Origin of the sequence: Aeromonas sp. 84A (assembly GCF_051919345.1) — a bacterium.
Lineage (GTDB): Bacteria > Pseudomonadota > Gammaproteobacteria > Enterobacterales > Aeromonadaceae > Aeromonas > Aeromonas veronii.
Map to the genome: position 1 here is coordinate 1,680,481 of NZ_JBQBEW010000001.1, position 22,366 is coordinate 1,702,846.

General features: G+C 59.4%; 18 protein-coding genes and 2 pseudogenes. 15 read left to right on the plus strand and 5 right to left on the minus strand.

Annotated features, from left to right (window positions below):
• Positions 1-4 precede the first annotated feature (4 nt).
• The 7 genes from ACTG20_RS07860 (at position 5) to ACTG20_RS07890 (ending at position 7,798) form a co-directional block, all read left to right on the plus strand.
• Complete coding sequence (locus ACTG20_RS07860) at positions 5-1,777, plus strand: 4Fe-4S binding protein (protein WP_320628417.1); 1,773 nt, start codon at positions 5-7, stop codon at positions 1,775-1,777.
• 10 nt (positions 1,778-1,787) lie between these two features.
• On the plus strand, positions 1,788-2,405 hold the full coding sequence (locus tag ACTG20_RS07865; RefSeq protein WP_194495988.1) for a TorD/DmsD family molecular chaperone: 618 nt from the start codon (positions 1,788-1,790) through the stop codon (positions 2,403-2,405).
• 101 nt (positions 2,406-2,506) lie between these two features.
• Positions 2,507-2,710 (plus strand): transcriptional initiation protein Tat, encoded by a 204-nt coding sequence (locus ACTG20_RS07870; RefSeq protein ID WP_005303194.1) that lies wholly within the window; start codon positions 2,507-2,509, stop codon positions 2,708-2,710.
• A gap of 23 nt (positions 2,711-2,733) precedes the next feature.
• On the plus strand, positions 2,734-5,628 hold the full coding sequence (locus ACTG20_RS07875; RefSeq protein ID WP_194495989.1) for a formate dehydrogenase subunit alpha: 2,895 nt from the start codon (positions 2,734-2,736) through the stop codon (positions 5,626-5,628).
• 4 nt (positions 5,629-5,632) lie between these two features.
• The gene (gene fdh3B / locus ACTG20_RS07880; protein ID WP_194495990.1) at positions 5,633-6,259 is read left to right on the plus strand and encodes a formate dehydrogenase FDH3 subunit beta; all 627 of its coding nucleotides are present in this window, start codon (positions 5,633-5,635) and stop codon (positions 6,257-6,259) included.
• Positions 6,256-7,227 carry a formate dehydrogenase subunit gamma gene (locus ACTG20_RS07885; RefSeq protein ID WP_323918806.1) on the plus strand — a complete coding sequence of 324 codons (972 nt, stop codon included), beginning with the start codon at positions 6,256-6,258 and terminating at the stop codon, positions 7,225-7,227. Before fdh3B ends, ACTG20_RS07885 begins: the two co-directional genes overlap by 4 nt.
• Before the next feature lie 160 nt (positions 7,228-7,387).
• Complete coding sequence (locus ACTG20_RS07890) at positions 7,388-7,798, plus strand: DNA breaking-rejoining protein (RefSeq protein ID WP_439987540.1); 411 nt, start codon at positions 7,388-7,390, stop codon at positions 7,796-7,798.
• A gap of 87 nt (positions 7,799-7,885) precedes the next feature.
• Here the strand turns inward: ACTG20_RS07890 and ACTG20_RS07895 are convergent, their stop codons facing one another.
• The gene (locus ACTG20_RS07895) at positions 7,886-8,650 is read right to left on the minus strand and encodes a substrate-binding periplasmic protein (protein WP_439987541.1); all 765 of its coding nucleotides are present in this window, start codon (positions 8,648-8,650) and stop codon (positions 7,886-7,888) included.
• Between the two features lie 274 nt (positions 8,651-8,924).
• Between ACTG20_RS07895 and ACTG20_RS07900 the strand changes: the two genes are divergently transcribed.
• Complete coding sequence (locus ACTG20_RS07900; protein ID WP_108614326.1) at positions 8,925-10,640, plus strand: NAD-dependent malic enzyme; 1,716 nt, start codon at positions 8,925-8,927, stop codon at positions 10,638-10,640.
• An 89-nt stretch (positions 10,641-10,729) separates the two neighbouring features.
• Here ACTG20_RS07900 and ACTG20_RS07905 read toward each other — a convergent pair whose 3' ends face one another.
• Positions 10,730-11,071, minus strand: a complete 342-nt coding sequence (locus tag ACTG20_RS07905; RefSeq protein ID WP_040065365.1) for an RT0821/Lpp0805 family surface protein — start codon at positions 11,069-11,071, stop codon at positions 10,730-10,732.
• Between the two features lie 398 nt (positions 11,072-11,469).
• Positions 11,470-12,729, minus strand: a pseudogene (locus ACTG20_RS07910) (hypothetical protein); the annotation flags it as partial.
• A gap of 306 nt (positions 12,730-13,035) precedes the next feature.
• On the opposite strand from ACTG20_RS07910, the gene ACTG20_RS07915 reads away from it, so the two are divergent.
• The 5 genes from ACTG20_RS07915 to ACTG20_RS07935 all read left to right on the plus strand — a co-directional run bounded on the left by ACTG20_RS07915 (position 13,036) and on the right by ACTG20_RS07935 (position 18,845).
• The gene (locus tag ACTG20_RS07915; protein ID WP_439987542.1) at positions 13,036-14,274 is read left to right on the plus strand and encodes a uracil-xanthine permease family protein; all 1,239 of its coding nucleotides are present in this window, start codon (positions 13,036-13,038) and stop codon (positions 14,272-14,274) included.
• Positions 14,275-14,825: 551 nt separating this feature from the next.
• A complete protein-coding gene (locus ACTG20_RS07920; protein ID WP_005334783.1) occupies positions 14,826-15,557 on the plus strand; it encodes a substrate-binding periplasmic protein in 732 nt (243 codons plus the stop codon).
• Positions 15,558-15,621: 64 nt separating this feature from the next.
• Positions 15,622-17,148 (plus strand): methyl-accepting chemotaxis protein, encoded by a 1,527-nt coding sequence (locus ACTG20_RS07925; RefSeq protein WP_440007979.1) that lies wholly within the window; start codon positions 15,622-15,624, stop codon positions 17,146-17,148.
• Positions 17,149-17,524: 376 nt separating this feature from the next.
• Positions 17,525-18,316, plus strand: coding sequence for a winged helix-turn-helix domain-containing protein (locus ACTG20_RS07930; protein ID WP_236767388.1), 792 nt, complete (start codon positions 17,525-17,527; stop codon positions 18,314-18,316).
• A gap of 10 nt (positions 18,317-18,326) precedes the next feature.
• A complete protein-coding gene (locus tag ACTG20_RS07935; protein ID WP_005353702.1) occupies positions 18,327-18,845 on the plus strand; it encodes a hypothetical protein in 519 nt (172 codons plus the stop codon).
• Here the strand turns inward: ACTG20_RS07935 and ACTG20_RS07940 are convergent.
• Positions 18,835-19,254, minus strand: coding sequence for a GNAT family N-acetyltransferase (locus ACTG20_RS07940; RefSeq protein WP_040065353.1), 420 nt, complete (start codon positions 19,252-19,254; stop codon positions 18,835-18,837). The two genes, ACTG20_RS07935 and ACTG20_RS07940, sit on opposite strands and share 11 nt — an antisense overlap.
• Before the next feature lie 160 nt (positions 19,255-19,414).
• On the opposite strand from ACTG20_RS07940, the gene ACTG20_RS07945 reads away from it, so the two are divergent.
• Complete coding sequence (locus tag ACTG20_RS07945) at positions 19,415-19,915, plus strand: SRPBCC family protein (RefSeq protein WP_139741077.1); 501 nt, start codon at positions 19,415-19,417, stop codon at positions 19,913-19,915.
• Between the two features lie 205 nt (positions 19,916-20,120).
• Here the strand turns inward: ACTG20_RS07945 and glk are convergent.
• Positions 20,121-21,092: pseudogene (gene glk, locus ACTG20_RS07950) on the minus strand (glucokinase); the annotation flags it as partial.
• Between the two features lie 347 nt (positions 21,093-21,439).
• On the opposite strand from glk, the gene ACTG20_RS07955 reads away from it, so the two are divergent.
• On the plus strand, positions 21,440-22,294 hold the full coding sequence (locus ACTG20_RS07955) for a MurR/RpiR family transcriptional regulator (RefSeq protein WP_005334759.1): 855 nt from the start codon (positions 21,440-21,442) through the stop codon (positions 22,292-22,294).
• The last annotated feature ends 72 nt before the right edge of the window (positions 22,295-22,366 follow it).

Genomic DNA, 22,366 nt, shown 5'->3' on the forward strand with positions numbered 1-22,366 from the left:
GTATGTGAGCACTGAACAAACATTGCCAAGTCTGACCCCAAATCTGGCCTCCAATCTTGCCCATGGGGCGGGGGCGGCCGCGCATAACGCGCGCGCTCGCGCCTATGCCCTGCAGCATACGGTCAAGACCGATAACCTGATCCCGGCCACTGTCTCTTACCAGAGTCAGGGGCGCCTGCTGCTGGTCGGCCCGGAAGATCGCATTCGCCGCGCCGCCAGCCTGCTGCCCGCCGGGGTGAAGCCCACCCTGCTGGTGAGCGAAGCGGTCCACGATGCCGAGGCGGCCGATCTCGAAACCATTTTCGATGCCACCGCATCCCTCGCGGCCCTGACCCTGCGCGAGCCGAGCCTGACAGGGTATCTCGGCCAGTTTCAGCTCACCGGCCTCAATGGGCAGGGTGAGCGGGTTAATCTGGCGGCGCTTTGCTTCCCACAGAAAGGCTTTCCACACCAAGCGGCTGCTGTTAGTGAACAGCCACGGGAACCGCGCTTCGATCTGGTGGCCGATCTGGGCCGCGCCCCGCTCTTTGCGCTGGAGCGTCCGCCGGTCGGCTATCTGCATCTGGCTGATGACGATGGGCTTGCCGAACGGCTTGCCGAGCTCTGTGCGCTGACCGGTATTTTCGACAAGCCGCGCTATTTTCGCCTCGACCCCGAGGCCTGCGCCTTTACCGCCCGCGGCGTGCCCGGTTGCAGCCGCTGCCTCGATGTCTGTCCGACCGATGCGCTCAAGCCCATCAATGGTCGCATCCAGATCGATCCCCATCTCTGTCAGGGCTTTGGCAGCTGCGCCTCGGCCTGTCCGACCGGGGCGATTGGCTATCATCAGCCCGATGCCAACACCAGCGGCGACTATCTGTTCCGATTGCTCAAGCATTATCGGGAGGCGGGCGGCGAAGCGCCCCAGTTGCTGATCGCCGGTGAAAACGAGCGCGAATGGGTGGAAGCCGAACTCACCCGCCTGCCTGCCAACTGGCTGCCGGTCTGGGTGGAGGAGAGCGCGAGCTTAGGCATCGAGAGCTGGTTTGCGGCACTCGCCTACGGTGCCAGCACGGTGCGCATTGCGCTGGGTGACGATGCCCCCGAAAGCGTCCGTGCACTGGTTGAGCGGGAACTGGCGAGCGCCGCCGTGCTCTTGGCGGGCGCAGGGCTTGCTGCCAATCGTATTGCCCTGTTTAACCCGGATGCCGAACAAGATAAGCCGATCTCCGGTGAGCCAGCCGTTGCCTTGTTGGAGAAGCCGCTCAAAGGGGACAAACGGGAAAACCTGTTTGCCGCCTTCGATGCCCTCTGGCAGGCCAACGAGGGGAGCCGCGAGCCGCTGGCGGTGCCCCACGGCGCCCCTTACGGCAGTGTGGAACTCAAAGAAGCTGACTGCACCCTCTGCATGGGCTGCGTGGCGGTCTGCCCGAGTCGCGCCCTGCATGCGGTTGGGCACACGCCTGGCCTCAACTTTATCGAGCAGGACTGCATCCAGTGCGGCATGTGCGAAAAGGCATGCCCCGAGCAGGCCATCGTGCTGGTGCCCCGCTTGCAACCCGTGCCCGAGGCGCGCCGCGCCGTGCAGAGCCTGAAAGCCGAAGAGGCGGCCTGCTGCATTCGCTGCTCCAAGCCGTTCGCGCCCGCCTCGATGATCCGCCGCATCCAGCAAAAACTGGCCGGTCACTCCCACTTCCAGAACGAGGCAGCCCAGCGGTTGCTGATGTGCGAGGACTGTCGGGTCAAGGATGTGTTTGCGGCGCTGGCGGCGGATCCCGTCTCCCAACTCAAGGTATGAGGGGCCAGTGATGAATGAACAACATAACGAAAAGGCTGGCGAACTGACCATAACCGAACTGGAACAGAGCAGCGCCGATCTCTACGCCCTGCTGGCAAGCCTCTGGCGCGCCGCTCCCCGTGGCGAACAGCTCGCTTGGCTGCAAGGGTTGCAGGCTATGCCGGGCCCCTTTGCCAGAGGGCTGGGGCTGGTGCAGCTGGCGGCCAGCAGCCACCACGAAAACGAGCTTGCCGAGGAGTATCAGGATCTCTTTATCGGGCTGGGGCGCGGTGAAATTGTGCCGTTTGCCTCCTGGTATCTCACCGGCTCATTGATGGAGCTGCCGCTGGCGGTGCTGCGCGCAGATCTGCAGTCCCTCGGTTTCGAGCGCCAGAGCGGAGTGTGCGAGCCGGAAGATCATCTGGCCGCCCTCTGTGAGGTGATGGCGGTACTGATTGGCGAGCAGCACCCGGAGCGCAACCGCTTCTATGAGCGCCACCTTGCCCCTTGGGTACTCGCCTGTTGCCGCGATCAGCAACAGGCGAAAGGGGGCAGCTTCTACCGGGCGGTCGGGGCCCTTGCCGAAGATTTCTTCAAGCTGGAAAACGAATTGCGCCTGCCGTTTGGCGCCTGCGTGGTGCCGGGCTGAACGCCCTTATCCACCCACAACAAAACGAACAGACGAGATATCCCATTGGACGCGAAGCTGGCGCGCAGGCGCCGGCAAGAACAACAACAGAGGTCACAAGAATGAGCGATGAACAGCTGAAAGACCCGTCCCGCCGCAATCTGATCAAGGGAGTTGGCGTGGTCGCCACCATAGGCGTATTGGCCGGTGCCACCGGCCGGGTGGTGGGCAAAGAGGTGTTGACCCACGACACCGAGCCTGACAAGGGCTATCGGGAGACCCCCCATGTTCACGACTTTTATCGCACCCTGCGCGGCACCGACTGAGCCGGATCAGTGAAGGAGAACTCATGAAACTGACAAAACGTGCCGAGCAGCCCCAGGCGGGTGAGCAGGGCAATGAGGCCATTCGCGGCCAGGGGCTGACCCGCCGTGCTTTTATGGTCAACTCAAGTCTGGTGGCCGGTGGCGCCGTGGTGGCCGGTGGCGCCGTGGCGGCCGGTTGGCTGGCTCCTGCCATGATGCAGCGGGCCGAAGCCAAAACTGTGGCGGCCGGGGTGCCGGTCGAGGTGAAGCGTACCATCTGTTCCCACTGCTCGGTGGGCTGCGGCGTCTATGCCGAGGTGCAAAACGGCGTCTGGACCGGTCAGGAGCCGGCCTTTGATCACCCCTTCAACCTTGGCGGTCACTGCGCCAAGGGGGCGGCCCTGCGCGAGCACGGCCACGGTGAGCGTCGCCTCAAGTACCCGATGAAGCTGGTGGGCGGCAAGTGGCAGCGCATCAGCTGGGATCAGGCCATCGAAGAGGTGGGCAACGAAGTGCTGCGCCTGCGCAAGGAGTCCGGCCCCGACAGCGTCTACTGGCTCGGCTCCGCCAAGCACTCCAACGAGCAGGCCTACCTGTTTCGCAAGATGGCGTCGCTTTGGGGCACCAACAACGTGGATCACCAGGCGCGGATCTGCCACTCCACCACGGTCGCTGGCGTAGCCAATACCTGGGGCTACGGCGCCATGACCAACAGCCTGAACGACATGCACAACAGCAAGTCGATCATGTTTATCGGCTCCAACCCGGCGGAGGCCCACCCGGTCGCCATGCAGCACATCCTGCTGGCCAAAGAGCGCAACGGCTGCAAGATCCTGGTGGTCGACCCGCGTCGCACCCGCACCGCCGCCAAGGCGGACATGTACCTCTCATTGCGTCCGGGTACCGACGTCGCCTTTATCTGGGGCATGCTCTGGCACATCTTCAAGAACGGCTGGGAAGACAAAGAGTTCATCCGCACCCGCGTCTACGGTATGGACGAGGTGCAAAAAGAGGTGGCGCGCTGGACTCCGGCCGAAGTGGAGCGGGTGACCGGCCTCAACGAGCAGCAGGTCTATGGCGCCGCCAAACTGCTGGCCGACAACCGCCCCGGCTGCGTGGTCTGGTGCATGGGCGGCACCCAGCACACCACAGGCAACAACAACACCCGCGCTTACTGCATCCTCGAACTGGCCCTCGGCAACGTGGGCAAGAGCGGGGCGGGCACCAACATCTTCCGCGGTCACGACAACGTGCAGGGGGCCACCGATTTTGGCGTCACCTCCGACTCATTGCCCGGCTACTACGGTCTGGAAGAGGGCTCCTGGAAGCACTGGGCCCGGGTGTGGGATGTCGATTACGAGTGGATCAAGGCCCGCTTCGACAACAAGGCCTACAACGGCAAGCTGCCGATGAACAACAATGGCATTCCGGTCTCCCGCTGGGTGGACGGTGTGCTGGAGAACGCCGATCTCATCGAGCAGGGCTCCAACATCCGCGCCATGTTCTACTGGGGCCATGCGGTCAACTCCCAGACCCGCGGCCCGGAAATGAAGAAGGCGATGCAAAAGCTCGACATGATGGTGATTGTCGACCCGTACCCCACCGTCGCCTCGGTGATGAACGATCGCACCGACGGCGTCTACCTGCTGCCGGCCACCACCCAGTTCGAAACCTATGGTTCCGTTACCGCCACCAACCGCTCCATGCAGTGGCGCGACAAGGTGATCGAGCCCCTGTTCGAATCCAAGGTCGACCACGAGATCATGTATCTGCTGAGCAAGAAGCTCGGCTTTGCCGACCAGCTGTTCAAGCACATCAAGGTGGAGAACAACCAGCCACTGCTGGAAGACATCACCCGCGAATATAACCGCGGCATGTGGAGCGTGGGTTACACCGGCCAGAGCCCGGAGCGGCTCAAGGCGCACCAGCAGAACTGGCACACCTTCCACAAAACCAACCTCAAGGCCGAGGGCGGCCCGGTCAGTGGCGAAGTGTACGGTCTGCCGTGGCCCTGCTGGGGCACCCCGGAGATGAAACATCCCGGCAGCCACATCCTCTACGACACCAGCATTCCGGTGTCGGAAGGGGGCGGCGGTTTCCGTGCCCGTTTCGGCATCGAGTATCAGGGCGTCTCGCTGCTCGCCGAAGACTCCTGGCCGAAGGGAAGTGAAGTAGAAGACGGCTATCCCGAGATCACCGCCGATTTGATGAAGCAGCTCGGCTGGTGGGATGAGCTGACCGAGGCCGAGAAGAAAGAGGCCGAGGGCAAGAACTGGAAGACTGACCTCTCCGGCGGCATCCAGCGGGTCGCCATCAAGCACGGCTTCGTCCCCTACGGCAACGCCAAGGCGCGCTGCGTAGTGTGGACCTTCCCGGATCAGGTGCCCAAGCACCGCGAGCCGCTCTATACCCCGCGCCGGGATCTGCTGGCCGACTACGCTACCTGGCCTGATTCGAAGAGCCTGTGGCGCTTGCCGACCCAGTACGCCTCGGTGCAGGAGAAGGATGTCAGCAAGGAGTTCCCGATCATCCTCACCTCCGGCCGTCTGGTCGAATACGAGGGGGGCGGCGACGAGACCCGCTCCAACCCCTGGCTGGCTGAATTGCAGCAGGAGATGTTCGTCGAGATGAACCCGGCGGATGCCAACGATGTCGGCGTGCGCGACGGTCAGGATGTGTGGGTCGAGGGGCCGGAAGGGGGCCGGGTCAAGGTGAAGGCGCTGGTGACCCCGCGGGTCAAGCCGGGGCTCGCCTTTATGCCGTTCCACTTCGGCGGCCACTTCGAGGGCAAGGATCTGCGATCCAAATATCCGGAAGGGTCTGACCCCTATGTGCTGGGGGAGTCGGTCAACATAGTCACCACCTATGGTTATGACCCGGTCACCCAGATGCAGGAGACCAAGGTCACCCTGTGCCGTTTTCGCAAAGTAGGAGCCTGATCCCATGGCCAGAATGAAATTCATGTGTGACACCAAGCGCTGCATCGAGTGCAACGGCTGTGTGACGGCGTGCAAGAACGAGAACGACGATGCCCTGGAGTGGGGCATCCAGCGCCGCCGGGTGGTGACCCTCAACGACGGCCTGCCGGGGGAGACCTCCATCTCGGTCGCCTGCATGCACTGCACCGACGCTCCCTGCATGGCGGTCTGCCCGGCCGACTGCTTCTATCACACCGACGACGGCATAGTGCTGCACAACAAGGATCTCTGCATTGGTTGCGGCTACTGCCTGTTCGCCTGCCCGTTTGGTGCCCCCCAGTTCCCGAAAACCGCCGCCTTTGGCGATCGGGGCAAGATGGACAAGTGCACCTTCTGTGCTGGCGGCCCGGAAGAGGATCACTGCGAGGCGGAGCGCCAGAAGTACGGTGCCAACCGCATCGCCGAGGGCAAGCTGCCCATGTGTGCCGAGCTCTGCTCCACCAAGGCGCTGCTGGCGGGGGATGCGCAGGTGATCTCCGATATCTTCCGCGAGCGGGTTGCCTATCGTGGTGCCAAGGATGCGGCTTGGGGTAATGGCGATGAGCTGTTCCACGATGCCAGCAAGCTGAACAAGCAGGGAGGGGCGGCATGAAAACCTGGCTAATGGCCCTGTTTGCTGCCCTGCTGCTGGTGAGTACCGCAAGTTTCGCCGATGCCGAGAAAGAGGCGGTCGGCTTTGCCGGCGCCGATTATTGGCGGGCGGTGAAGGATGGGCAGGAGGGGGTGACCACCTCCCGCTCGCCGGAGCACGGAGTGCTTATCTCGGTGCCGGGCCAGCTCTGGTTCGAGGTGAAGACCAAGTGGGTGTCGCCGCTTGGCGCCATCGCCATCTTCGGCTCCTTGGCCATGTGCGGTCTGATGTACCTGATCGTGGGGCAGACCAAGCTCTCCAAACCGCGCACCGGGCGCAAGCTCAAGCGCTGGAGCAGGCTGGATCGGGCACTGCACTGGACCACGGCGGCTATGTTCCTGACCCTCTCCGGGTCGGGGCTGGCCATCATCTATGGCAAGTACTTCATCAAGCCGGTGGTGAGCCTCGGGGTGTGGGAGAACTGGATCTGGTTTGCCAAGGTGTTCCACAACTACGTGGGGCCGCTTTTCTTCCTCTGCCTGATGGGGGTGCTCATCAAGTGGTTCCGCCACAACATCGTCAATATGGTGGATGTGCAGTGGTTCATGAAGTTTGGTGGCATGCTCGGCAAGCACAAGGGAAGTCACCCCTCGGCGGGCTTCTCCAACGGCGGCGAGAAGGCGATCTTCTGGTTGCTCATCTGGTTTGGCGGCATTGTGGTGGCGACCGGGTTGTTCCTCGACTTCCCAATCTTCGGCCAGCTGCGCCGCCAGATGGAGTGGGCCAGCTTCATCCATATCGTCGGAGCACTGATCCTTATCTGCGGCTTTATTTTCCATATCTACATGGGCCTGTTCCAGTTGGAAGGGGCGCTGGAGGGGATGGTGACCGGCGAGGTGGACGAGACCTGGGCCAAGGAGCACCACGACCTCTGGTATGAAGAGGTCAAGCACACCCTCGATGAGCCCAAGTCGGGCAAATCAAGCTGATGGTCGACAAAGAGTAAAAGAGAAGGGGCGCAGCGGCGCCCCTTTTGATGGCGGGTCGATGGTGATGGCAAATTGATTGAGCGATGCCGCAAACGGCGATGGTTTTTTGGGCCACCTTGAGCAACAGTAACAGGGGTTCCATTCACACAAGGGATGACAAATGATGAGAAAAGCATGGCTGGCAGCGGTATGTGCATCTGCGCTCTTCGGTGGTATTGCGGGCGTGGCGCAGGCGGCTGACGGGATCAAGACCCAGCAGGTGCAGTTCAAGAAGGGGGAGTCAGGGGCAACCATCAACAGTACCATTCAGGGTAGCCAGACCCTCGATTACAAGCTGACGGCCAACAAGGGCCAGAGCATGGTGGTGATCCTGACCGGCAAGCCCTACTTCAATATTCTGCCGCCGGGCAGCAAGGGGGAGGCGATGTTTATCGGCTCTCGTGACGGGAACAACTTTGAGGCAACCCTGCCCGCCAAGGGCACTTATACCATTCGGGTCTACCAGATGGGGGCTGCCGAGAGCAGCAAGGCCAAGACGCCGTTCAAGTTGGAGGTGGGCATCAGCGGCTAATGCCAGCAGCTGACAAGCATCACAGAGGTGGCGGCCACAAAGGGCCGCCACCGTTGTTTTATCCCCTCTGTTTTTGCCTCTCCAAGGTCAATATTCACCCCGGGCCAGTCGCTCGAAGTAGCGCTGATAACGTCCGCTGGCGATGGCCTGCTGCAACTGCTGATTGAACTGATCCCGCAGTTTGGCTGAATCCGGCATCTTGCGCGGGAACATCACGAAGCTGTCGTTGCGCAGAAAAGGGGTCTGACTGTGGGTGATGAGTGCCGCGCTGGCGGGATCGAGCTGGCTCTGCAACTCGGCCAGACCGACTCGCAGCTCTTGCGGATAGAGGTCGATCCGCCCGCGCAGCAGCTTGCCGAAATTCTGCTTCACGTCGGTGACTTTCTGTTGGGTTACCTTGCCATCGGCCACCATCTTGTCCAGCTCGGGCCCGTAGCTATAGGCGATATCGCCCCCCAACCGCATGCCGATGATCTGCTCAAGGCGCTCGGCTTGCAGTTGCCGTGATTTGAGGGAGAAGAAGACAAACTGCTCCTGCAGCACCGCTTCGCTAAACAGAAAATCCTGCTCCCGCTCCGGTTTGTGCATCCAGACGGCGGTGGCATCGTAGAGCTGGCTGTTGGCCGCCAGCGAATAGACCCGACCCCAGGGGGCGAAGTGGAACTTCACCTCATAGCCCGCCTCCTTGAACAGATCGCTGATGAGGTGGGCCACTGGCCCGTGCTGTTTTGACTGCTCGGAGACGAAAGGGGGCCATTCACCCACGATGATGTTGAGCACCCGGCCCGGTGCGGCGAGAGCCGATTGGCTGGTCAGAAACAACCACAGAGCAAGCAGCGGGATCAGGCGCATGGCAGGAAGAACGGGGCGCAGGCTGGTAGAGGCGAGGGCATCAGGTCACTCCCGGCTGTGATGCGGTGAAAGGGGCTGGGTTGCCCGCAATGCTAACATGAGTCTCATTCCTTGCCGTGGATATTTGTCTCGCCGGGGTCGCTAGGCGCCTATTTTGGCCGCAGGGTATGCCCAAGCTCACAAAACCGATCGAGTAAACGTCATATGATTGATTTCATTATGAGTCTTGCTCTCCTGCCGAACGGCAATTTCACGTAAATCAAAGAGAATGACTATGGCTACCGGACAATATCTGCTGTGGAAAGATGCACAGGGACAGGATTTTCGCCCCGTTGCACTGACCGGCACTGATCTGCTTAACAATCGATACCTCAACAAGGGCACAGCCTTTACCGAACAGGAGCGGGCCGATTTTGATCTCGATGGTTTGCTGCCGCCTCAGGTGCAAACTTTTGAAGCCCAGCTCGAGCGAGTGTATGAGGGGTTCAAGAGCGCTTGCAGCGATATCGAGAAGTACCAGAACCTGCGTGCCCTGCAGGATCGCAACGAGACTCTCTTCTATGCCCTGTTGTCACGTCATGTGGAGGAGATGACTCCCTACATCTATACCCCGACCGTGGGCAAGGCGTGCCAGGAGTTCAGCCACCGCTTCCAGAAGCCGCGGGGCCTCTACATTACCCCGGACAACGTGGATGACATGGGCAGTCAGGCCCGTCACTTCGATGCCAAATCGATCCGCATCATAGTCGTCACCGACAGCCAGGGCATTCTGGGGATCGGCGATCAGGGTGTTGGCGGCATGGGGATCCCCATCGGCAAGCTGGCGCTCTATACCCTGGGGGCCGGTATTCACCCCGCCTGTTGCATGCCCATCGCGCTGGATGTGGGCACCGACAATCAGAAACTGCTCGATGACCCCATGTATCTGGGCCGCCCCCACAAGCGCATTCGCGGCAAGGAGTATGAGGAGTTCATCGACAAGTTCGTGCAGGGGGTCAAGCGTCACTTCCCCAATGCGGTGCTGCAGTGGGAAGACTTCAGCAAATCCAATGCCTTCAACAATCTGGCCCGCTACCAGCAGTCACTGCCGTCATTCAACGATGATATTCAGGGCACCGGTGCCGTGGTGCTGGCCGGTATCATAGGCGCGGTCAAGGTCAAGGGGGAGACCCTGGGCCAGCAGAACTATCTGGTCTATGGCGCTGGCGCCGGCGGGGTTGGTGTCGCGGATCAGATCTGCGCGGGGATGATCCGCGAGGGGATGGATCCGCAGGCGGCCCGCGATCGCATCTACATTCTGGATACCCAGGGGCTGGTGTGCGACAACCGGGACGGGCTCGACGAGTACAAGCGTCGCTACGCCAAGCCGGGGCTGCTGCTGGCGGGCTGGGATACCGAGGTGCCCGGCAAGGCCAATCTGGCCGATGTGCTGCGTCATGTGCCCATTACCGTGTTGCTGGGTACCAGCGGCTCGGGCGGTGCCTTCCAGGAAGAGCATATCCAGCTGATGCTGCAGCATTGCGAGCGCCCCATGGTGTTCCCGCTCTCCAACCCGACCGCCAACTGTGAAGCGCTGCCGGAAGATATCTACCGTTGGAGCAAGGGCAAGGCGATCGTGGCGACTGGCAGCCCGTTCAAGGATGTGAGCTACGAGGGGCAGGATTTTCGGGTCGGGCAGGGCAATAACGTCTTTATCTTCCCCGGTGTAGGTCTGGCGGCCATCGTCAGCCAGATCCGCGAGATCACACCCGATGTCTTCACTACCGCCGCCTTTGCGCTGGCCGAGTGCGTGAGTGAGGTGGACCTGGCGAAAGGAGCCGTGTATCCCCGCATTCGCGAGCTGCGCAGCATCTCGGTGCATGTGGCCACCGCCGTGCTCAAGGATATCGTGCGTCGGGATCCCTCCCACCCGCTGATCGGTCAGGATCTGCAGCAGCATATCCTCAACCACATGTGGGAGCCGGTTTACCTGCCCTATCGTCGGGTATAACCGCGTATTCACCGCCCGGATAACGGATCGGTAAAGATGACAAGGGGGTAGCGCTGCTACCCCCTTTCATTCATCACCCGTGGCATTCACTAAGTTCGCAATGGCCGCCAGCGCCCTTGCTGATTGCGACAGGCGGTATCCTGCCACTGCTGGCTCGCCTTGCCGATATAGAGTTGCTCGCGATAGTCGCGACACCACTCCCCGCTGGTATGGCGGAAGGTGCGCAGCGGGGTGACGCTACCCGAGTGACGGTTAGCTGGATTGAACCAGGTGAGGCTTTGGCCTTTGGTACGGGTTTCCAGCGCCTTGGCGAGAGCCTGATTGGCCAGTTGAACATCTGCCTTATCCATTTGATGGTAAAGCGGCGGAGTGTCGACCGTGGCGCAGCCAGCGAGGCCGAGCAGGAGGAGTGTTAGCAGATAACGCATCATGGTTGCCCCTGTTGGCGAAAGCCGTTGTTGAGCAGCGCCCGCTCCTGCTCATCGGTAAGCACTTGCTGGCGATCGTCGACCGTGCCATCACCCCTGAGCTTGTTGCCATTGGCATCGACGGCATCCACACCGTTGTCATCGACCGTGCCATCGCCCCTGAGCTTGTTGCCATTGGCATCGACGGCATCTACGCCGTTGTCATCGACTGTGCCATCGCCTCTGAGCTTGTTGCCGTTGGCATCGATGGCATCCACGCCGTCGTCATCGACTGTGCCGTCACCTCTGAGCTTGTTGCCGTTGGCATCGACGGCATCTACGCCGTTGTCATCGACCGTGCCATCGCCCCTGAGTTTGTTGCCGTTGGCATCGACGGCATCCACACCGTTGTCATCGACCGTGCCATCACCTCTTAGTTTGTTGCCGTTGGCATCGACGGCATCCACGCCGTTGTCATCGACTGTGCCATCGCCTCTGAGCTTGTTGCCATTGGCATCGACGGCATCCACGCCGTTGTCATCGATGGTGCCATCACCCCTGAGCTTGTTGCCGTTGGCATCGACGGCATCCACGCCGTTGTCATCGACTGTGCCGTCACCTCTGAGCTTGTTGCCATTGGCATCGACGGCATCTACACCGTTGTCATCAACGCCATTGCCAAATCCGCGGCCACCCCCATGGCGTTCTCCCCCTGCATGTTTTTCTCCACCAGCATGCCGTTCACCTCCACCATGCTGCTCTCCGCCGGCATACTCGCCTTGGCTGCCACTGTCATCGCTGCCCCCATCGCTGTCGCTGCCACCGCCGCTGTCGCTGCCTCCGCCGCTGTTGCTGCCACCACCGCTGTTGCTGCCACCACCGCTGTTGCTGCCACCACCGCTGTTGCTGCCACCACCGCTGTTGCTGCCACCACCGCTGTTGCTGCCTCCGCCGCTGTTGCTGCCCCCATCGCTGTCGCTGCCACCGCCGCTGTCGCTGCCACCGCCGCTGTCGCTGCCACCGCCGCTGTTGCTGCCTCCACCACTGCTGCCCCCACTGCCACCATCGCCATCTTTGTTGTGAACGATCAGCTCATTGGCGATGTAGCTGTGGCTGCCATCGAGCAGCAGATTGAAGAGTGCGGTAGTGGGAGATGCCTCGATCCAGCAGAGTGACTCAACCAGCAGTAATTCCGGCTGGGGTTGCAGGGCCAGATTGCCCGTCACCATGGCAGGTGCCGGGCGACACATTATCTGCATGCCGGTAAATAGCGGCAGCACCGCCAGTTGCGGGTTTTCGGTTCGGGTCATGGCCGGTGAGATGGCCGCCCAGCCCCGAGTGGTCAGCAGAGGGTGCTCTGCGGTAAAGAACGGGGGCACATCATTGATCCCATAGAGTCTGCGCTTGCCCAGTATGACCCGTTCGACCGCCAGGATCCGGTTACTGCCGCCGTGCTGATCCAGCACCTGTTCACCGACCCGGAGCGTTTCTATGGGGCGGGTGGAACCATCGGCCATCGTGATGCGAGTGCCGGCGATAAAGCAGGACTTGGCATAGGCCTGATTCATTTGCCACTCATTTTGGGCGAAATCATAACTGAACGGGTTCGCAAACAGGGCGAGTGCGATGGCCGAGCCAATAAGCAATCTGCGCTGGCTGGCCTTGAATGGGGGCTGTGACATGGGGACTCCTTGTCCATCTTGATTCACAGGATCCATTATAGAGCGCGCCCCTGGTGGCGGCATTTTTGACCATGAACACAATAAACATGATGGAAAAACGATTGGCGTTCGTCACAATAATGCGTAAAATCGCATACTCGATGCTTGTAGCAACGAATCCCGCCTAAAAAGCCAGTTTCATGCCCTTCCCAAGCAGTAAAAGGCAACAAGTGACGTATTTGTGTTCATTTTGTGCCTTGGAAAAGTCTTGTGATAACTGAAAAGTGATAAATATCCCCATCAGTTATCAAAAAATTAAGGACATCCATGTTTTCCTTAGTCAAGCAAAGTGTCGCCGGGCTGCAAATCCTGTTTGTCGCCTTCGGTGCCATGGTTCTGGTGCCCCTGCTCACCGGACTGAACCCCTCCATGGCCCTGCTTGGCGCCGGTGTGGGCACCCTGTTGTTCCAGCTCTGCACCCGCCGCCAGGTCCCGATTTTCCTCGGTTCCAGCTTTGCCTTCATCGCCCCCATCATCTACGCCACCCAGACCTGGGGATTGCCATCCACCATGTTTGGCCTGTTTGCCGCCGGTTTCATGTATTTCATTCTGGCTGCGCTGATCCGAGCAAAAGGGATGGGGTTTGTGCACAAATTGCTGCCCCCGGTGGTGATTGGCCCGGTGATCATGGTCATAGGTCTTTCTGTGGCGCAGGTTGCCTGCAACATGGCGATGGGCCGTGCCGGTAGTGAGCAGGTGGTTCTTGCGGGGACTGCGTTGACGCTGGCCGGTATCTCGCTGGCGGTCACCCTGATTGCAGCTGTGTTCTGCAAGGGGTGGATCAAGCTGATCCCCATCCTGTGCGGCGTGATTGCCGGTTATGTCTCGGCGGTGTTCATGGGCCAGGTGAGTTTCGATGGCATGGTGAACGCCCCTTGGCTGGCGCTGCCCCACTTCGAAACCCCGGAGATCAACTGGGCTGCTGCGTTGTTCATGTTGCCGGTAGCCATCGCCCCCTGTATCGAGCATATCGGTGGCGTGTTGGCGATTGGTGGCGTGACTGGCAAGGATTACACCAAGGATCCGGGTTTGCACCGTACGCTGGCCGGTGACGGCATCGGCGTCTGCTTCGCCGGTTTCATCGGTGGCCCACCCGTGACCACCTACGCCGAAGTGACCGGTGCCGTGATGATCACTCGCAACTTCAATCCGGTCACCATGACCTGGGCTGCGGTGTTTGCCATCATTCTGGCCTTCTTCGGCAAGTTCAATGCGCTGCTTACCTCCATCCCGATGCCGGTGATGGGCGGTATCATGCTGCTGCTGTTCGGATCCATCGCTGCCATCGGTCTCAAGACGCTGGTGGAATCCAAGGTGGATCTGGGACTGTCACGCAATATCGCCATCGTCGCCGTGACTCTGACCGTCGGTGTCGGTGCGCTGGAGATGAAGATTGGCGACTTCGCGCTGGCCGGTGTTGGCCTGGCATCTGTTGCCGCCATCCTGCTCAACCTGATCCTGCCTGCGCACTCCGAAGAGGGTGTGATGGACGCGGCCAAGGATTGAGTTCCACCAGACGTTCATTGTTGATTTGGAGAAGGCCACCTCGCGGTGGCCTTCTCATTTTCGGGTATCTCGTGCCACTTTGTGGCTCGACGGAGCTCATCTGGAATCTAATTTGGAAGCAGATGAGGGGGTTAGCATTCTCATTTGACGTATCTCTTTTCGTGACCTTAGCTAAAGGACAGGTTTGGCTCTGAGGTCTCCTCGAGCAGTATGGGAAAATGGATGTTGGCGTTTTCTATCATTTCTCTCCCAGACCCCTGTCATAAAACGATGCGCTTCTTCTTTGCCACGGCGCTGTTGTATGGCAGAGGCTTATCCGCCCCACTCCGCACTCCCCTCATGCTGCCCTGGCATGTTTCCACCTCGATTTGTTGTGAGCCTCCCTCGCCGGTTGCGTTTCGTTGCGCACAGGCAAAATCCGGATCTGTTTGCTGCTGCACATGGGTGGGCGGCGAGCCGTGAAAGCCGGCATGACCCCAGCGGGTCAGACGTGCACCGCCATCGGTAACGGCGGATGTTCAGGGATGAATGGCAAGCTAAGCGAGGTTGCAATGAACTATCAACTGCTGTGGAAAAGTGCAATTTTTTCAGTCTCTTCCATGATGGCGATAAGCGCTGTTCAGGCTGCGCCACTGAACGTGATGACCGAGGATTACCCGCCATTCAACATGCAGGGTGAGGGGGGCAAGATTGTCGGGCTGTCGACCGAGGTGGTCGAAGAGCTGTTCAAGCGTGCCGGGGTCGAATACAAGCTGACCCTGATGCCCTGGAAACGGGCGTACGAAGATACCCTCGGCACCCCCAATACCGCCCTCTACTCCACGACCCGCACTCCGGAGCGGGAAGCACTGTTCAAGTGGGTAGGGCCGCTGGTCAATAACAACTGGGTGTTTTTCTCCAGTTCGACCGCCAATATCACGGTCAAGTCGCTGGAAGATGCCAAGCAGTATTCGGTGGGGGGCTATAACGGTGATGCGGCCGCCGAATATCTCAAGGCCCAGGGATTTGCCAAGTTGCAGCTGGCGGCCAACGATACCGCCAACGTGAAGAAACTGGAGGCGGGCCGCATCGATCTTTGGGCAACCGGCCAGTATCTGGCGCCTTATCTGGCCAGCAAGGAGAAAGTAGCTTCACCCAAGCCGGTCTTCGTGTTCAAGGAAACCCAGATGAGCTTGGCGTTTAACAAGGATACGCCCGATGAGCTCATCACCAAGCTCAACGAGATCCTCGCTGCCATGAAGGCGGATGGCACCATCGACAAGATCAATGCCAAGTACCAGTAACAGTACCAATAGCAAGTGCCGCTCAATGGCACTGCGCCGGCTGCCGTAAAACCGGGAGGAAACCATGGATTGGAAAAGTCTGACGTTCAGGATTGCCGTGTTGACCTCCCTGTCGGTGAGTCTGCTACTGGTGTTGTTTGGCGCTTACAACTACCACGCCGTCAAGGCGGAGAGCTACAGCAAACAGAGTGCGCTGGTCGAACAGGCCATCGGTCGGCTGCAGCTCTCCCTGCCCGGCCCGCTGTGGAATTATGAATCGGCCTTCATCGAGGCATCACTCAAGTCCGAGCTGGCGGCCGATATCCTGAGTGCTTTGCTGGTGGTCAACAAGGACAAGCTGGTGGCCGGGTTTGCCCGTGACACGGCGGGGAGCATTGCCCCCGTGACAGCCATGCCTGCCGATACCACTGCCTATGGGGGATATGATCTGGTCTATGACGACAGCGGCCAGAAAAACACCGTGGCCCGATTGCTGGTGCAAACCAGTGATGCCGCCATTCAGGCCCAACTGCGCCAGCAGTTGATCACCACCGTCTGGCAGATCCTGGTGCTCGATCTCTGCATCATCGCCCTGTTGATGGTGCTGATTCATCGCAACGTGCTCAGGCCGCTTCACCAGATGAATCAGGCGGTGTTCGATCTGGCCAAAGGAGAGGGGGATCTGACCCGGCGTCTGAAGATCAGTCGCCAGGATGAGATAGGCGCGCTGGCCACTAACATCAACCATTTTATTGCCAAGTTGCAGGAGATGGTGGCGGAGATCAACGAGCTCTCTGCCGGTGTGTTGCAAACCGCCGAACTCTGTGACTCCCTCTCGGCAGATACCCGGGTAGGCAGTGACGCCCAGCAATCCGAGCTGGATCAGGTCGCCACCGCCATTACCGAAATGAGTCAGGCTGTGCAGGAAGTGGCTGGTAACGCGGTGAAAACATCTGGCGCCACCGATGAGGCCAACCTCTATGTGGAGCAGGGTTACAATCTGGCGGGCCATGCCAATGAGGCCATCCATCAACTGGTGGGGGAGGTGGAGCGAGTCGCCACCCTGATGCGCACCCTTTCGACCGAGAGCAGCAGCATTGGCACCATCATCGAAGTGATCAACGGCATTGCCGAGCAGACCAATTTGCTTGCCCTCAATGCGGCCATCGAGGCGGCGCGGGCGGGTGATCAGGGGCGCGGTTTTGCGGTGGTGGCGGATGAGGTGCGCACCTTGTCGGGCCGTACTCGCCAGTCGACAGAAGAGATCAGCGCCAGTATCAAGCGGTTGCAGCAAGCGACCCAGAATGTCGGTGCCGGCATGCAACAGAGTCAGGAGAAGGCATCCCGCGCCGGCATCGAGGCGGCAGATGTGCAGATATCGGTGGAGAAAATTAAAAATCAGGTCAGCCTGATCCGCGAGATGAACATGTATATCGCCCAGGCATCGGAAGAACAACACTCGGTGGCGGAGGCGGTCAGCCACAGCGTCAACCGGATTGCGACGCTCAACAGCGAGAGTGCGGCCAGAGTGGCACAGGTTGCCGAGGCCAGCAGCGATCTGCGGCAGCTGTCGGCCCAACTCGACACCCTCCTCAAGCAGTTTCGGGTCTAGTCAGTTCACTTCGCCCCGTTGGATCATCCTGCGGGGCAGGCCAGTTCCCATTATTTTGAGGCGCGGCGAGATGTTGTGAGGGGCAAGGGGCCTTGTCCAGCAGCGCTTTTCGTCATACCCATGTCACTGTTCAGCTGAGATTGGCGTGACCGCGATAGGCGAAACTCGCAGCATCATGCTCTGCCCGATACGCAGTCCGACAGCGCTGGACGCATATTTTCATTTTCCCCGCTCATGCCTGCCTGCATCTATTGTGCCGCTGATCTCGACCCTTTAGAATTTCGTTTAATTACAGCGAGTCCTGAGCCGCCATCTGGCTTTATCAGGTGTGGAATCCCATCTTCTTCATGATGAATGCAAATAACAGGTGGTTGGTATGACGGGGGTTGCGCCAGGCAATAACATATCAGCCTATCACTTCGGTGATTATGTCTTTGATGTCAAAAGGCGAGAGCTGATCTTCTGTGCCGACAAGGACAACTTGCAAAGCGCCCGGGTGGTGCGTTTGTCATCGGCAGAGAGCCTCATTTTCAGCTATCTGCTCGATCACCATGACGAGGTGTGCGACAAGGATCTGTTGCTCGAAATCGGCTGGTTGGGTCGCCCCATCAGCCCCAACTCCCTGAACGTGGCTATCGCCAATATTCGCCGCCACTTCGCCTCATCCCCCCAGACGCTGGATATCAGAAGTACCCCGAAAAAAGGGTACTCCCTGCATCTGAACTGCAAGATGAAGAGCTATTTCGGCAAGGCACTGCCAACAGAGAGTGAGCCCTTGTCCGAGCCGGTGAGCGAGCCCACGCCTGCAGCGGCTGCGCAACCACCGTCGACATCTCCAAGCTCCGACCACGAGGTCATCAAAGAGCCTGCTGCTCCCCGTTCTTTTGGTGAGCGCGCCAAACTTGCCTTTCTCAGCGGTATCGGGCGGCCAATGCTGGCAAGGGGCCTGATATACGTCAATCTGCTACTGGCTGTGCTGGTGGCGTTTGTCGCCAGCTATCTCCATTTCGAGTGGCTCCATGTGCACTGCACCGACTCGCCGACCGGCGTTGTTTGCCAGATGGAGGCACGTAGCGATGTGCCTCCAGTCAAACCGGCATCGCTGGTGCTGGTCTCCGGCCACCAGGTTCGCGTGCTTTCCTATAAAGAGCTCGAAAAAACGCTGTAAGGGATCTCTGATGAAACGAACGCTGAAAAATACCTTGCTGCTGTTGCCACTGCTTGTCGTGCTGCTGTTTGTGGTCGGGATGTTTATCAACAGTCTGGGCTGCCATTACGACCTGAAGATGTCGGCCAATGGAGTCAACTATCACGGGGTGTGCCGCTGGGGCAAAATCACCGTGATCGAAGAGGAGGAGGCGACCAGGGAGAAGTGGCGGGTGACCGGTTTTCAACTGACCTTCTTCAACCAGCTTGTTTACCTCATCGACAGTCGTACCCAACTGCACGAATCGGGTAACGATGACTCCTATCTCAATGAGTACAACCTGATCCAGTCGCAATATGCGCTGGTCAACTATGCCTGGGTGCCGCTGACTGAAAACAAGGTGGCGATCTTCCAGCGCGATCCGGTGCACGAGGTCGTGATTGCCCAGCGAGATGGCTGGTTCGATCTCTACCGCTGGTTCTTCCCCCCGGCACCGCTGGTGCCTGTTCAACCACAAAGCGCAGGTGCCGGGCGTCCCGCTAGTTTCTAAGCAATTTGCACCAGGGGCCGGTGACCTCGCAGTGGCCTGTCTCATCACTGTTTTGCCAGCCCAGCCGATGGTAGAAGGCTACTGCCGCCGTGTTGCGGGTCGCAACCTTGAGCGAGCCGTGCGGCGAATCAGCGAGGCCCCGCTCCAGCAGGGCGCGTCCTATCCCCTGACCGTGCCAGTCGCTTGACACATAGAGGTGATGGACGAAGTGATCGGGCTGCCAGATGGCGATAAAGCCGCAGATATTGCCCCCCTGCTCGGCTACCCACACCTGTTCACCTTTGGTCTGTTCCTCGAAATCCTCGAGTTGGAAACGGGCGGGATCGACCCAGTGAAAGGTGTGGCGGCGGCTTTTCAAAAACAGCCGAGCCAGTTGTGGAATGTCGTGTTCTTCCATGAGCCGGATCATGATGCCCTCCCGGATCAAGCCAATGTTCATTGAGGCAACTGCACAGCGGCAGGTTAATCGATGCAAATGACAAGGGTGTGATTAAGCACTGTCCATTGTATTTGCCATGGGGCTATACTGCCGGAGTCCCTTGTATGGATGGCTTGAGGATCGCTGATTTATGGACAATAAACTGATTGAAGGCAACATTTTTGTTCCGGCGCACATAGACGATGTCTGGCACGCCTGGACTACCGAAAGCGGTCTGCGCAGTTTTCTGGCTCCCGAATGTTTGATGGTGGCCGAACCGAATGGTCCTTTCGAGATCTACTTCAGGCCTGATGCCCCGCTGGGTGAACGTGGCAGCGAAGGGTGCCGGGTCATGGCCGTCATGCCCTATGACCTGCTCAGTTTCAGCTGGAATTTCCCGCCCACCCTGCCCCATATCCGCCAGCAAAAGACCCAGGTTTGCCTGCGATTTGTGCCGGAAGGGCAGGGTACTCGCCTCTACTTCCTGCAGAGCGGTTGGGCCAATGATCCGGATTGGGATCAGGGTTATGCCTATTTTCGGGAAGAGTGGCTGGAGACCAGCCTGCCACGGTTGCAGTACCGTTTTACCCATGGTCCCATCGACTGGAACAATCCGCCAGACAAGGCGCAGTTGAAGGCGCTGGCCCAGTAATCCCAGGTGTCAGACATAAAAAAAACCGGCCAAAAGGCCGGTTGAAACAGTTCAGGCTTGTCAGGTGACAAACGTATCCAGCGGATGAGAGTCGCTTTCCACTCCTTGTGAAGCACAACACTCTTGGTTACGTGCGGCTACTTTATGCCATTCACACTGAATCGAGGCTGAACCATGGATGATCCCGCCTCGTTCCCCTCTTCAATCAGATAGTGATCCCCATCGACTGGCGCAAGTAAGCGCCCGCACCGAGTAGCCCCGGCCCTTCATGGGTGATCAGAAACACCGGGATCTCCTTGAGGTAGGACTTGAAGCGCCCCTTGTCTTCAAAGGCGACCCGGAAACCGGAACCGGTAAAGAACTCCTGGAAGCGCGGCACTATGCCACCTGCTATATAGACGCCGCCAAAGGTACCCATATTGAGGGCCAGATTGCCGGCAAAGCGGCCCATCAGCACGCAGAACAGGCTCAGGGTGCGACGGCAATCGAGGCACTCACCCGCCAGCGCACGTTCGGTAATGTCTTTGGGGGCGAATGGCTCAGGCTCACGGCCATCGGATTTCACCAGCCCGCGATAGAGATTGACCAGGCCCGGGCCGGAGAGGAAACGCTCTGCCGAGACATGGCCCAATTCGCCTCGCATTACTTGCAGCACCGCATCTTCCTCTTCGGTGTTGGCAGCAAAATCCACATGACCACCTTCACCCGGTAAGCTCAGCCACTGCTCACCCGCCTTGACCAGATGAGCGACCCCAAGGCCGGTACCCGCACCATAGATGGCGATGGGCTTGCCTGCTACCGGCGCGGCGCCGCCAAGCTGGATGCGATCCGATTCAGCCAATACCGGCACCGCCATCGAGACCGCAGTAAAGTCGTTGATCACTTGCAGGCGTGCCAGCCCGAGATTGCTCTGCATCTCGCTGATGGAAAACTCCCAGCTGTGGTTGGTCATGGCAACCCAGTCACCGTTGATGGGGCAGGCGATGGCGATGCAGGCTTCAGCCACCTGTACCTTGTGTTCCTCCAGATAGAGGCGTACCACGGCTTCAAGGCTGGGATGGGCCAGACCTGAGTAGGTCTTTGCCTGAGAGATAGTACCGGTGGCCAGCTCACACAGGGCCAGACGCGCATTGGTGCCGCCGACATCGCCGACCAGCGCATGGGTATGCTGCATAACAACTCCTTCGTTACAGGATGGGGACGACTCTGGTGTCCCGAGATTATTGTTGGATTATGACGGCCCATTCTATCCGAGCTCAGGCTTGCTCACCCGCCGGATCGATACAAACGTGCGCCTGCTCACAGTGTTGTTGCTTTGCAACATTTGTAAGCGCTTTCATGGCTAGGTGACGTTTTGTAACGAAAAGTACGAAATAATTAGAGATGAGTCATACTTTGTATGGCAGGCGTTAGTTGCGATAACCGCTTGTCTTGTATAGTCCTTAGCTTGAATGGAAACTTGCTTAGCCGTAGATTGAGTGCAAAGACACTGAAGCTAAATTACAAAAACGCCTGGTGGTGATGATGAATACCCTTGATAAAATTACGAACAACTTGGAAAGTTTCAGTAAATCAGAACGCAAGGTTGCCGAGGTGATCCTGGCGTCTCCCCAGACCGCCATCCACTCCAGCATCGCTGCTCTGGCCAAGATGGCCGATGTCAGTGAACCGACCGTCAACCGCTTTTGCCGCCGTCTCGATACCAAGGGCTTTCCTGATTTCAAACTCCATCTGGCCCAGAGCCTGGCCAATGGCACCCCTTACGTAAATCGTCATGTGGAAGCGGAAGATGGGCCGGATACCTACACCGCCAAGATCTTCGAATCCACCATGGCCTGTCTGGATGCTGCCAAAAACAGCCTGGATATCTCTGCCATCAACCGCTGCGTCGATATCCTGACCCAGTCCAAGAAGATCAGCTTCTTCGGCCTTGGCGCCTCCTCCGCCGTTGCCCGCGATGCCCAGAACAAATTCTTTCGTTTCAACATTCCGGTAGTGAGCTTTGACGATATCGTCATGATGCGCATGAGCTGCATCAACAGCAGCGAAGGGGATGTTGTGGTGCTTATCTCCCACACCGGTCGCACCAAGGCACTGGTCGAGATCGCCGCGCTGGCCCGCGAGAACGACGCCACCGTGATCGGCATGACCGCCAAGGACTCCCCGCTGGCCCGCGAGTGCAATCTGGTGCTTTCCATGGATGTGCCGGAAGATACCGATGTCTATATGCCGATGGCATCCCGCATCGCCCAGCTGGCTCTGGTGGATGTGCTGGCGACCGGTTTTACCCTGCGCCGGGGGATGAAATTTCGCGAAAATCTGAAGAAAGTAAAAGAGGGATTGCGCGAATCCCGCTTCGAAACCCCGCACTCTTCCTGAACCGTCGGGGGCTCCGGCCCCCGACTGTCTATGCCACCCGCCTTGGTGTAGTATTGTAATTTAATAACAAAA

Bases quoted from the DNA above. Each gene is read 5' to 3' on its own strand.
- ACTG20_RS07865 (WP_194495988.1), top strand. From the start codon at position 1,788: ATGAATGAACAACATAACGAAAAGGCTGGCGAACTGACCATAACCGAA.
- ACTG20_RS07870 (WP_005303194.1), top strand. From the start codon at position 2,507: ATGAGCGATGAACAGCTGAAAGACCCGTCCCGCCGCAATCTGATCAAG.
- ACTG20_RS07875 (WP_194495989.1), top strand. From the start codon at position 2,734: ATGAAACTGACAAAACGTGCCGAGCAGCCCCAGGCGGGTGAGCAGGGC.
- fdh3B (WP_194495990.1), top strand. From the start codon at position 5,633: ATGGCCAGAATGAAATTCATGTGTGACACCAAGCGCTGCATCGAGTGC.
- ACTG20_RS07885 (WP_323918806.1), top strand. From the start codon at position 6,256: ATGAAAACCTGGCTAATGGCCCTGTTTGCTGCCCTGCTGCTGGTGAGT.
- ACTG20_RS07890 (WP_439987540.1), top strand. From the start codon at position 7,388: ATGATGAGAAAAGCATGGCTGGCAGCGGTATGTGCATCTGCGCTCTTC.
- ACTG20_RS07895 (WP_439987541.1), bottom strand. From the start codon at position 8,650: ATGCGCCTGATCCCGCTGCTTGCTCTGTGGTTGTTTCTGACCAGCCAA.
- ACTG20_RS07900 (WP_108614326.1), top strand. From the start codon at position 8,925: ATGGCTACCGGACAATATCTGCTGTGGAAAGATGCACAGGGACAGGAT.
- ACTG20_RS07905 (WP_040065365.1), bottom strand. From the start codon at position 11,071: ATGATGCGTTATCTGCTAACACTCCTCCTGCTCGGCCTCGCTGGCTGC.
- ACTG20_RS07915 (WP_439987542.1), top strand. From the start codon at position 13,036: ATGTTTTCCTTAGTCAAGCAAAGTGTCGCCGGGCTGCAAATCCTGTTT.
- ACTG20_RS07920 (WP_005334783.1), top strand. From the start codon at position 14,826: ATGAACTATCAACTGCTGTGGAAAAGTGCAATTTTTTCAGTCTCTTCC.
- ACTG20_RS07925 (WP_440007979.1), top strand. From the start codon at position 15,622: ATGGATTGGAAAAGTCTGACGTTCAGGATTGCCGTGTTGACCTCCCTG.
- ACTG20_RS07930 (WP_236767388.1), top strand. From the start codon at position 17,525: ATGACGGGGGTTGCGCCAGGCAATAACATATCAGCCTATCACTTCGGT.
- ACTG20_RS07935 (WP_005353702.1), top strand. From the start codon at position 18,327: ATGAAACGAACGCTGAAAAATACCTTGCTGCTGTTGCCACTGCTTGTC.
- ACTG20_RS07940 (WP_040065353.1), bottom strand. From the start codon at position 19,254: ATGATCCGGCTCATGGAAGAACACGACATTCCACAACTGGCTCGGCTG.
- ACTG20_RS07945 (WP_139741077.1), top strand. From the start codon at position 19,415: ATGGACAATAAACTGATTGAAGGCAACATTTTTGTTCCGGCGCACATA.
- ACTG20_RS07955 (WP_005334759.1), top strand. From the start codon at position 21,440: ATGAATACCCTTGATAAAATTACGAACAACTTGGAAAGTTTCAGTAAA.